9 protein-coding genes are annotated in these 11,149 nt (G+C 47.4%); 7 read left to right on the top strand and 2 right to left on the bottom strand.

Annotated features, from left to right (window positions below):
- Positions 1-60: 60 nt before the first annotated feature.
- A complete protein-coding gene (lacI, locus tag HV213_RS04450; protein ID WP_016809493.1) occupies positions 61-1,143 on the bottom strand; it encodes a DNA-binding transcriptional repressor LacI in 1,083 nt (360 codons plus the stop codon).
- Between the two features lie 265 nt (positions 1,144-1,408).
- Between lacI and HV213_RS04445 the strand changes: the two genes are divergently transcribed.
- Positions 1,409-2,637 (top strand): IS3-like element ISEc36 family transposase gene (locus HV213_RS04445; RefSeq protein WP_110129298.1). Its coding sequence is split into 2 segments (ribosomal slippage): positions 1,409-1,724 and positions 1,724-2,637, totalling 1,230 coding nucleotides; the frame shifts between segments, so codons are not numbered across the junction.
- 135 nt (positions 2,638-2,772) lie between these two features.
- Complete coding sequence (locus HV213_RS04440; protein ID WP_050148996.1) at positions 2,773-2,979, top strand: YdgH/BhsA/McbA family protein; 207 nt, start codon at positions 2,773-2,775, stop codon at positions 2,977-2,979.
- A 510-nt stretch (positions 2,980-3,489) separates the two neighbouring features.
- Here HV213_RS04440 and HV213_RS04435 read toward each other — a convergent pair.
- Positions 3,490-4,389 carry an integrase domain-containing protein gene (locus tag HV213_RS04435; protein ID WP_039187744.1) on the bottom strand — a complete coding sequence of 300 codons (900 nt, stop codon included), beginning with the start codon at positions 4,387-4,389 and terminating at the stop codon, positions 3,490-3,492.
- A 1,333-nt stretch (positions 4,390-5,722) separates the two neighbouring features.
- On the opposite strand from HV213_RS04435, the gene HV213_RS04430 reads away from it, so the two are divergent.
- The 5 genes from HV213_RS04430 (at position 5,723) to HV213_RS04410 (ending at position 11,141) form a co-directional block, all read left to right on the top strand.
- Positions 5,723-5,956 carry a CPBP family intramembrane glutamic endopeptidase gene (locus HV213_RS04430; RefSeq protein ID WP_181484873.1) on the top strand — a complete coding sequence of 78 codons (234 nt, stop codon included), beginning with the start codon at positions 5,723-5,725 and terminating at the stop codon, positions 5,954-5,956.
- A gap of 509 nt (positions 5,957-6,465) precedes the next feature.
- Positions 6,466-7,638 carry an HNH endonuclease gene (locus tag HV213_RS04425; protein ID WP_032636827.1) on the top strand — a complete coding sequence of 391 codons (1,173 nt, stop codon included), beginning with the start codon at positions 6,466-6,468 and terminating at the stop codon, positions 7,636-7,638.
- The gene (locus tag HV213_RS04420) at positions 7,635-8,882 is read left to right on the top strand and encodes a nucleotidyltransferase domain-containing protein (protein ID WP_039187746.1); all 1,248 of its coding nucleotides are present in this window, start codon (positions 7,635-7,637) and stop codon (positions 8,880-8,882) included. The genes HV213_RS04425 and HV213_RS04420 overlap by 4 nt, the downstream gene beginning before the upstream one ends.
- Complete coding sequence (locus tag HV213_RS04415; protein ID WP_077267667.1) at positions 8,875-10,653, top strand: HesA/MoeB/ThiF family protein; 1,779 nt, start codon at positions 8,875-8,877, stop codon at positions 10,651-10,653. Before HV213_RS04420 ends, HV213_RS04415 begins: the two co-directional genes overlap by 8 nt.
- The gene (locus tag HV213_RS04410; RefSeq protein ID WP_077267666.1) at positions 10,653-11,141 is read left to right on the top strand and encodes a Mov34/MPN/PAD-1 family protein; all 489 of its coding nucleotides are present in this window, start codon (positions 10,653-10,655) and stop codon (positions 11,139-11,141) included. Before HV213_RS04415 ends, HV213_RS04410 begins: the two co-directional genes overlap by 1 nt.
- Positions 11,142-11,149: the final 8 nt, after the last annotated feature.

The following is an 11,149-nucleotide window of genomic DNA, read 5'->3' as shown; positions in this document are numbered from 1 at the left end:
CATGAGTGTAAAGCCTGGGGTGCCTAATGAGTGAGCTGACTCACATTAATTGCGTTGCGCTCACTGCCCGCTTTCAAGTCGGGAAACTTGTCGTGCCAGCTGCATTAAGGAATCTGCCAACGTGCGGGGAGAGGTGGTTTGCGTATTGGGCGGTAGGGTGGTTTTTCTTTTCACCAGTGAGACGGGCAACAGCTGATTGCTCTTCACCGCCTGGCCCTGAGAGAGTTTCAGCAAGCGGTCCACGCTAGTTTTCCCCAGCAGGCGAAAATCCTGTTTGATGGTGGTTAACGGCGGGATATAACACGAGCTGTCTTCGGTATCGTCGTATCCCACTACCGAGATATCCGCACCAACGCGCAGCCCGGACTCGGTAATAGCGCGCATTGCGCCCAGCGCCATCTGATCGTTGGCAACCAGCATCGCAGTGGGAACGATGCCCTCATTCAGCATTTGCATAGTTTGTTGAAAACCGGACATGGCACTCCAGTCGCCTTCCCGTTCCGCTATCGGATGAATTTGATTGCGTGTGAGATATTTATGCCAGTCCGCCAGACGCAGACGCGCCGAGACAGAACTTAATGGACCGGCTAACAACGCGATTTGCTGGTGACCCAATGCGATCAGATGCTCCACGCCCAGTCGCGTACCGTCTTCATGGGAAAAAATAATACTGTTGATGGGAGTCTGGTCAGAGACATCAAGAAATAGGGCCGGAACATTAGCGCAGGCAGCTTCCACAGCAATGGCATCCTCGTCATCCAGCGGATAGTTAATGATCAGACCACTGACGCGTTGCGCGAGAAGGTTATGTACAGCCGCTTTACAGGCTTCGACGCTGCTTCGTTCTACCATCGACACCACCACGCTGGCACCCAGTTGATCGGCGCGAGATTTAATCGCCGCGACAATTTGCGACGGCGCGTGCAGGGCCAGACTGGAGGTAGCAACGCCAATCAGCAACGACTGTTTGCCCGCCAGTTGTTGTGCCACGCGGTTGGGAATGTAGTTCAGCTGCGCCATCGCCGCTTCCACCTTTTCCCGCGTTTTCGCAGAGACGTGGCTGGCCTGGTTCATCACGCGGGAAACGGTCTGATAAGAGACACCGGCATACTCTGCGACATCGTATAGCGTTACTGGTTTCACATTTACCACCCTGAATTGACTCTCTTCGGGTGCTATCATGCCATACCACGAAATGTTTTGCGCCATTCGGAGGGGGCACGCCGAAGTGAGATTCAAAATGCCGACGTCAGTTCACAGGTGGGTAATGATACCAACGTGTTGATTTCGTATTTTCACTGACACCAGGATCATCCTTAGACTGGCCCCCTGAATCTCCAGACAGTTGGTATCACTTAAGTTAGTGATAGTCTTAATACTAGTTTTTAGACTAGTCGTTGGAGTCCGAATGATTGATGTTTTAGGTCCAGAGAAGCGCAGACGGCGAAGTGTTCAGGAAAAAATCGCCATTGTTCAGCAGAGTTTTGAGCCCGGAATGACCGTGTCGCTGGTCGCCCGTCAGCATGGCGTTGCTGCCAGTCAGCTGTTCCTGTGGCGTAAGCAGTATCAGGAAGGCAGCCTTACAGCCGTTGCCGCAGGAGAACAGGTTGTGCCCGCGTCGGAGCTGGCATCTGCGATGAAGCAAATTAAAGAGCTGCAGCGCCTGTTGGGCAAGAAAACCATGGAAAACGAGCTGCTAAAAGAAGCCGTTGAATATGGCCGACAAAAAAAGTGGATAGCGCACGTGCCCTTGTTGCCGGAGGATGGCGAATAAGCCTTGTCAGTCGTTGCCTCCGGGTCTCACGTGCGCAACTGCATGCCATGGCCCGTCGGTCGAAGGACTGGCAGGATCGTCGGTGCAAGCGCAAGCCTGATGATACTGACGCGCTGGCCCGTATCCATACCGTTATCGGCGATCTGCCCACCTATGGTTATCGTCGGGTATGGGCACTGCTGCGCAGACAATCAGAAACTGACGACATGGCGGTGATCAATGCCAAACGCGTATACCGCATCATGCGTCAGAATGCGCTGCTGCTTGAGCGTAAACCGGAAATACCGCCATCGAAGCGGGCGCATACAGGGAAAGTGGCCGTTGGAGAAAGTAACCAGCGGTGGTGCTCTGACGGCTTCGAGTTCAGCTGTGATAACGGTGAAAAACTGCGGGTCACGTTCGCTCTGGACTGTTGCGATCGCGAGGCACTTTACTGGGCGGCCAGTAACGGTGGATATGACAGTGAAACCGTGCAGGACGTCATGCTGGGTGCCGTGGAGCGTCGCTTCGGTAACAGCCTGCCGACATCCCCAGTTGAGTGGCTGACAGACAACGGTTCAGCCTACCGTTCTTATCAGACGCGTCAGTTCGCCAGAATGGTAGGACTGGAGCCTAAACATACGGCGGTACGTAGCCCGGAAAGCAACGGGATGGCAGAGAGCTTCGTGAAAACGATGAAGCGCGATTACATCAGCATCATGCCGAAACCCGACGGGTTAACAGCGGTAAAGAACCTTGCGGAGGCCTTCGAACATTACAACGAATGGCATCCGCATAGTGCACTGGGGTATCGTTCGCCACGGGAATATCTGCGGCGACGAACCAGTCATGGGTTAAGTGATAAAAAGTGTATGGAAATATAGGGGCCAATCCAATCCTGATGTTACAAGGATTGAATGACTACAGATTAAAATAGTCATCAACAGGTTGACAGCATTACCCAGAATATCGCAGCCTGGCTTAAGTCATCCATTTAATTATTAATCAAGGGATTATCAATGAAAAATATCATGACGTTATTCCTCTCTATAATCCTGCCTTTTTCAGTCTGTGCTCAAACCGTGACGGCAACAGGCGATACACTGGAGCAGACGGAAGAAAAAATTCGCCAGCAGGCTGACAAGCAGGGTGACAGGTATTATAAAATTACCGAAGCCCGCATGGGAAATAAAGTACATATCACAGCAGAAATCCTGCCGAAATAAATAGTTCGGGGTAATACTGCCCCCTGATTTTACAGGTATGGATATTGACGCGGTCAAAGATATTAATATCAATATTACATGCTGAAGGTTTTTATTTTTGATTCATTAATAACTTTATAAACTATCATGGGTGGGGAACTGCGAGTTACCCGTACATGTCGGGTAAAACTCACCCATCATCATGTACAGCAACTCCAGACTCCCCACTGGCAGCAGTACTTGCGGATATCTTGTCAAGAAAAATGCGAATGACTCACACACCCGGAATAAAGAAACGACATTTTTTTGCATGTCAAAACAATTATCAGATTAAAAATAAATCCAACAAGTAAAAAAGAGACAATCAATCCTTTCAGAAACGGAAAGTCAATAAATGAAACAGTAAGACTTGCTGGCGCATCAAGCATTAAAGCTATTCGAACATGTAAATTTACTGATTGATAATTTAAAGAAGCCACAGCCCTGCATGAGCTGTGGCTGTACATCCTGAAAATTCAGTAGCGATACAATCTATTCTGTTTCCTTACGAAAATAAACTTGTTTAATATAACGCCCCCGACCATCTCCATGGCCCAGGTCCATTGAAACTAATGCCTCGGATTCATCGCGACTCATTCCATTTTTAATATGGTGATTTACAGCATCGCGGGAGTAAGCGTAACGTAAACTGTGCGGCGCATTTTTACCATTCATTCCGGCCTCTCTTACAATATTACGGTAGCGATCAATAGCGGTATGCAGAGAGGGTTTATCAATCAGTTTTCCGTTATGTTCACTGACATAACTAATTGCCTTGTCAAGAATTGATAAAACTTTTTCGCGATTAAAAACTGTCGTTTCCCTTGGACGTCCGCCTTTAGTCCCGAAAACAACACGGACACGCTCATGATTATTAATCAGTGCCTGCCTCCATGTCTTTAAAGACTTTGCAGACTGAACGGTTTCTTCTGTTCTCAATCCAAGATATCGGGAAAGTTGCACAGCAAGAGCAACGCCCTCGTCTTTTCTTTGGGCAAAACTGACCACAGCATTAAGTTTTTCGTCTGTAATGGGAAGTTTAGTTCCATCCCGGTTAGCACCAGAAATCCCGAGCGCCTGATTACTCAGGTTAATGTGACTGGGATCGGCCAGTTTATTTCTTCCTGCTGATAATAAAACAGAACGGATAGCAGACATCTCATTCTGTAACGTCCTGAGAGATAAACTATCTGCCTTCCTGCTCTCAATATACTTTTCAATATGGGAAGTTTTGATATGTTTTACGTCCCTGATCTGAATATTCAGTTCAGACAGTCGTTCAGAAAAACGTTCTGCGATTCTTGAACGGTCAGCCACCGTTTTATAACTTCCCCGCCCCTGACGGGCAAGCGTGACGAGTTGTTTGCACAGCTGTTTACTGAATCTGGACATTTCACTCTCTCCAAAGGCATACACGTCCCTCTGCTTGTAAAGAAGCAGACGGATCTGTAGACCAGCAATTCATTCCCCGACGACACGGTTGCTGTTGCGCTTCCTGCGTCTCGACTGGTATCTGTGCATCGGGGCGGCGAATTGTTGAGTTCTTGCGAGGCACCCCAGATCTCTGATCTGTTTGCTGCTTATGCAGAGCTGACTTACGTCAAGCTGCCTCCAACACTACTGCTCGTAGTGTCGCCATCGATACCGAGTCGATTTCCTCCTTACTGATAGTTGAACGTTCAGACGGCCTCCCGTCGTGCTTACGTTGATGTGAAAGTGATTTTAAAACCGCACTGACACGGGCTACATGTTGGTCAGATGGTAGTAAAACGTTGAAAACCACGTCTTACGTGGGTTGAGACGTTATGCGCTGCGCGCGTCACTTGGTAGTGTCTTCGCCACTTCACAAGTGACGCCACGCAGCTTCGTGCTCCTAATGCAACTCCGTAAGCGGCCAAATGTACCAAATGGCCTTATACGTCGGCGCAAAAGTCGTACGAAACTCAGGGCGTATCACTGCAAATGAGAAGACGTTGAACTGATGCCGTTCACAGAACGGAAGTGAATTGAAACTGGCAGCTTTGCTACACAGTAAACCTTCATCGCCGCGTCATAGTGCGCTTTCATAGACGATATCTGCTTTCAAAGGTGAGCAGATTTGCCACATTTTTCATGTACTCCCTTCTAGGCTTAGAGAGTTTTATTGTGCAGTCACCCGAAGGCGCTCCTCACAGACTGCCGGAACATTGGTGGTCGCAGCTTAAGTGCGACTGTAGCCACCCGAAGGCGCTCATCACAGGCTACAAGAGCATTGGTGGTCGCCAGTGCGACAGTACAACAATTTAATAGTACCAACAGGGAAATACGACGTCAAATGGATGTAGACATCGTTTTTTTTGGTGATTAATATGTAGTTTTCTCCGATGAAAATGGTTGATATGCATATTTTCAACCAACGCTTTCTAATTCTTACTTTCGGATTATCTAACTTTTTATTCTTTTATTTATTATTAACCTCTATTGATCTAAATATATTCTTAATGACCAAGCTTAATTTCTCAATATTACATTTGCAGATAATTAAGCCTCTAATAATGCTTGTGTTTTTTTATCCATAACCCACTTATTAAATAACACCTCACCTTACCAAGGATTAACTTGGGGAAAACCTAACAAGCAGTCATTTGTTTTTCTTGCGCTCATAATTATTGCTTACGCTGCTTCATACTACCTTACGCCGAAAGAACCCTTCGTTACAGATTTTACTAAAGGTTTGTCACACGAAATGGCAGCTGTAAAAATTGCAGCCACTATTATTATTTTCCCACTTCTGGAGGAACTGGTTTTCAGAGGAATTATCCTGAGTTCTTTCTTAAACGCTTTTGGTGAAAAGGCGGGCTATATTATCGGCGGATTGACTGTTTCTTTTTTGTTTGCAGTTATACACAAACAATATTCATTCCCCACCAAAATCCAAATGTTTGCACTTTCATTAATTTTCTGTGGAGCAAGATATTAAAGTAGAGGGCTTCTTTTACCAATTCTACTGCATGCTTTTTGTATCGCGCTTGGTCTCTACATCGAATTAAAATAGCAGAATCAAAAAATGGTAGTTATCATTAACACATAATGGTAACTACCTTTTCCCGATTGTCTGACTGCTTCGTGCCAACAGCGGGCGTCATCTACAGAAGTGGCTCGACACAGGTTTCGCGGAAAATACTGAGGATCTGTTCTTCGGATGAACATTTCTGCATGGGGGTGCTCTCAGGTCACTGATAAAGCATTACTAATGCGATATGTTGATGAACAGGGGCACGTCAAACTGATTATTTTAAGTTTTATCAAATTAACCACATTTTATACCATCAATCATCAATTTTATGCTTTCTTAAATCTAAAAGTTGCTTTAACTCAACACTATAGCGTTTTTTATTAATTTAACTTATGCATCCATTGAAGATGATGAATTAAGCACCACTTTAGACTTTGATGAACTGTTTTTTTATTTCCTCTGGAGGTAATCACTTGAACGCAGAAGCCCCCCCCAAGAAAAAAGGTGGAAGATTTAACACCAAATCCGAAGTAAAACAGATGGTATGGGTAAGGATGGCAGGACACTGCGAGCTTTGTGGAACAGACCTGACGCATGATTTTCGCGTGGGCACATCCATGCAGTGGGGTGAGGTCGCACATATACTTCCGGCTAGCCCCAAAGGACCCAGAGGGCGAGAAGAGCATAGTGATGAACAGGCTCAAAATCTTACTAATGACTTCTCAAATCTGATGCTGTTGTGCCCAAATTGTCACGAAAAAATAGATCGCGATGATGACGGTTATCCTGAAGATGATTTGAGTGGCCTGCATGAAAGCTGTCTTGCTCGTATACGCCTTGCAGCCTCTCAGCCTGCTGAAGGACGGGCTATACCGCTAATTGTTCAGAGTCAGCATTTTGCATCTACCAATAATATCCCGGCAGGGGAATTGCTGACAGCGATGTCTTCCGAGGGACTGACTGCGTTTGGTCACACAATTAACATCACTTTCAGAGAGCCTGGCCCCCGCGGAAGGGATGACTTGTACTGGCAATTAATTAAGGACGATATCGAGCAGAAGATTTCAGGGGAATTAGCCAAACGCGGAGGCAGCTTCGGCGATATGCCTGCTTTAGCCCTCGTGGGTCTCGCAGACATCCCTGCATTGATTATGCTCGGACAAGCCATCGGAGACCGCTCTAACCGGTATTTATTTTCCAGAAGTCGCACACATGGTCTTCGCTGGCCATCTAAATCCGCTTCTCCTCCTGATTATATATTCTCTCCAGCACCTCAAGGTAATGGGCCACTGGCCTTAGTCCTTTCGATATCGGCGACTATTCCTGAACGGGATATTGAAGCAGTGCTGCCGGGCGTGCGAATCGCGTCGTTCACTATTCCAGAGCCCTCATATGCGATGGTTTCAAACCGGAATGTTATCAACACATTCCGGGATGAACTTCAAAAGCATTTGAGTCAACTTGAAGCAGAATCGGAGCAACCTATCAGCGTCTTTGCTGCGATCCCTGCAGCGCTTGCAATTGAATTTGGTGCTTTGCTGACGACGCAGCATCAGCACCCTTATGTAATTTTTGATAGAGAGAGTAATTCAAACCAGTTCCGGTCAATGCTGACTATCGGCCACCCTCAGGAGTCACAGAAATGAATAATGAACAGACTAAACACAGCAGCTGGGAATTTTTCCTTCTTCGAGCAGCAAGAGCGATTTCTCTGACCGGTCCGCAGTATGAAAAAATTAATGGCCGCTACGCACAACTGCAGACAATCCTCTCAGCTTCCGATGATCCTATTCTGCAGGATGCACATATTTTTCCGCAGGGATCTATGCGCCTTAAAACTACCATCAACCCCGTGTCTGATGCGCCGGCAGACCTGGGCACAATTGATGCAGATGCAATTGTCTGGCTCCCGAATTCCAGAGGAGTATCAGCGGACACTGTGCTTGAAACGATAGAAAAACGGTTTCAGGAAGGCAGTCGCGTTCATGAGGACATAAAGCCTCTGCGAAGAGGGGTACGTGTTGTTTATGCAGATCAGAACCCAGGTTTTCATATTGACGTGACCCCAGCACGACCCCGCAGCTGGAATGATGAAACTCACGGCCATGGCATGCTTGAAGTACCAGATAGAGAAACTGGGTGGAAAGCGAGCAGCCCTATCCCCTATGCAGACTGGCTCCATGATGCTTCGGAGAGTCAAATCATGCTTGAAAATTATGTTGCTCTCAATAAAAGTCGGGCTGTTGCAGATTCCGCGACCATAGCCCCACTACCCGAATATGAAGAATATCAGACTGAGGATCCACTTAGAGCCAGTATCAAGCTTCTGAAACGTCATCGCGATGAATGGGCTATTCGCACTAAAAATGAAAGATCGCGCCCAATTTCAGCTGTCATCACAACGCTCGCCGCTCACGCCTGGCTGAATGTAGCAATGCAATCGCGGCAAAGGCCATTTACGCCACTTGAAGCCATTCTTGAGATCGTCAGAACTATGCCAAACTTCATTCGAAGCAATGGACAGGAATACATGGTCTGTAATCCAGAGGATAGCGGCGAAAACTTTGCAGAAAAATGGAATCGCCCAGGAGAAGGCTCTGCTTACCAAAGGGCGTTCTATGAATGGCATGAAAGTGCCTGCAAGGCATTCAGCCTTGGACTTGAAAGCTATTCATCCGTGGAATCATTTGCCAAGGCAGTAAACGAAAGCTTCGGAATCGGGCGTTCATTTGTAGATGAAGTAAATACTAGTATCCCCGCTAACTGGACAATGCCGGGTCGGCCTTCAGGTATGAACCGAAACTCTGTTTCAATGGGAGCGCTGTTTGGAGGTGTGGCTGGCAGCGATCAATCTCAGGCTGATACGAAACCGGTAGGTCGACTTGGTTAATATTCCAGATGATGCGGTTGCACAGGGAATTGCCACACTTGAGGCACTCCTAAACACAGGTAATGCCGCAGGTCTACTGCAGCACACCAAAGCGCGCTCAGATGAAACCGTAGCATACCGTTTCCCGCTTCCAACAGATTATCTGGGCATAGAAAGGACATTGCACATAGGATTTCCCAAGGGATTCCCATCCGCTGGTCTCAATCTGTATGTGGATCCCTCACCTTGGCTTGTTTGGCCACACGCAACAAAAGCAGGTCTATGTCTTCACGGGTTTAAAGAAGAGCCAGTTACGGGGTCACCTGACACAGTAGTTCGCGACAGCATTAATCGGCTGAAGAAAATATTGTCTTTATCCATCCAGGGCGCAAACGCAGATAAACGTAATCTCGAATTTCAGAATGAGATTACGTCTTACTGGATAAGACAGCACGGTAGGTCTGTACGGAATGTATTGCTCATTGGGCGGCCAGAATATGCTTCTGAACTATTCGCACTCAGTGATTCTCGATACATCGTTCCCTCAGGCTATGAGTCAGTCTGGTTATCATCAGATATAAAAGCTCTTGGTAGCCATGCCCGCCGGATTATGGGAAGGCAAGTCACGATACGCTCTCCACATGCAGGCGGTTTTTTTGTAAAACTCAAAAGTTTTCCTGGACTCGTGTTTCCAGCACCGGCAGAGCTGTTGTCGTGGATCCTCCCTCATGTATCTGAGGCGGATGCGACAAAACTTTCCACGTGGTTTAGTACCAGTAGCTCACTTATTTCCCGATGGCTGATTCTAGAGTTACCTGGCAAAGCCGGCGCGCCTTTATACACACTGAATGTTTTTGCAAAGGTAGATACTCGTCGCCGTAGCCCATTCTTCGGATCGCGCTCCGCACGTCGGAAACCTCTGGCGATAACCGGGCAACATCCTGCAATTATTTATTCCTCCAGATTAAACGTCATTGATCGTACAGATTTCTATGCGCGAGATTTAAGCGGCAGCATCAGAGGGCTGGAAGCAGCACACGTTGTGTTCATCGGGGTAGGATCGCTGGGTGGGGCTGTTGCATCACAACTTGCAAGGTCGGGACTTAAGCATCTGACTCTTATCGACCCAGATACTTTTGAGTCCGCCAATATGGGAAGGCATGTGCTTGGCATGGATGATTTAGGTAAATTCAAAGTCGATGCACTTAAAACCAGGCTCATGCAGGATCATCCAACTTCTGAGGTCAAAGCTTTTAATACGTATGTGCAATTTGCCTTGGAAGACAAGCCTGACCTTCTTCAAACTGCTGATTTAGTCATCATCACAACAGCTGACTGGGAGTCTGAAGCTAGTTTGTGGAAACTAAAAGCAAAAGGTCAATCATGGGCATTTATTCAGGGATGGAGTGAGCCTCATACGCTTGTGGGACATGCATTAGCGTCACCTCGAGGTGACTATGATGGCAGGCACTTATTCAGTGACAACGGCGACTTTAGTCACAAATATACAGAGTGGCCGGAAGGAGGGGTTGTTCCGCTACCTGCCTGCGGGGAAAGTTTTATTCCCGGGAACGCAGCGGGTATGAATACCATCGCCACAATGATAACGCAGGCATCGATTCAGTATCTGAACGGTATTAAAAAGGAATCGCTCTGGTTAACAAGCATAAACCGCCCTGCTGATGCACAGGTGCAGGGCGGGACGTATATCGGCCCTGACTTACCGACAGGAACCATTCAAACTGTTCTGGAGCGGGCTTGGCCCGAGTCTACACATGAGGGTGGAAAATAATGGAGGTTACCTGGAGTTGGAAATGGCCCGGTGTTGAGGACGTCTTACTGGTATCCCACTCCGCGGCTGATATTTTTCACTGTAATCGGCAAATAAGTGGGGAACATGAGCGAGGGGGTCAGCTTTTTGTCGACCCCAATCATCCAGACGGTATCATTTTGTCTCTTGCAACAGCACCACACAAAGCCGACAACGCAGGGCGAACATGGCTTGAGTTAGACCCTGAACGCTGTAAGAAGGAGATTCAGAAGGCAAATGCTCTTGGGTTACGATTAATAGGATACTGGCATACGCATCCTCAGGTAATACCGCAGATATCGAGTGCAGATATTTCGAGCTTTTCCCGCTTTGCGAAACGTTACTCTCAGGTACTTCCGCATCCTGTAGCCATTATCGTCGGCACCTCTCCAGATACTTCAGGAATTAAAGCTTGGTTATTTAGAGAGGGGGGGTATTTTGAAGCTGTCAGAATGGACTGTCCCTTTTAGCAGAATCA

Source organism: Klebsiella sp. RHBSTW-00484, from assembly GCF_013705725.1.
Classification (GTDB): domain Bacteria; phylum Pseudomonadota; class Gammaproteobacteria; order Enterobacterales; family Enterobacteriaceae; genus Klebsiella.
Note: the sequence above shows the minus strand (reverse complement) of the source record. Positions and strands in the feature narration are given on the sequence as shown.

Bases quoted from the DNA above. Each gene is read 5' to 3' on its own strand.
- HV213_RS04420 (WP_039187746.1), top strand. From the start codon at position 7,635: ATGAATAATGAACAGACTAAACACAGCAGCTGGGAATTTTTCCTTCTT.
- HV213_RS04435 (WP_039187744.1), bottom strand. From the start codon at position 4,389: ATGTCCAGATTCAGTAAACAGCTGTGCAAACAACTCGTCACGCTTGCC.
- HV213_RS04410 (WP_077267666.1), top strand. From the start codon at position 10,653: ATGGAGGTTACCTGGAGTTGGAAATGGCCCGGTGTTGAGGACGTCTTA.
- HV213_RS04440 (WP_050148996.1), top strand. From the start codon at position 2,773: ATGAAAAATATCATGACGTTATTCCTCTCTATAATCCTGCCTTTTTCA.
- HV213_RS04430 (WP_181484873.1), top strand. From the start codon at position 5,723: ATGGCAGCTGTAAAAATTGCAGCCACTATTATTATTTTCCCACTTCTG.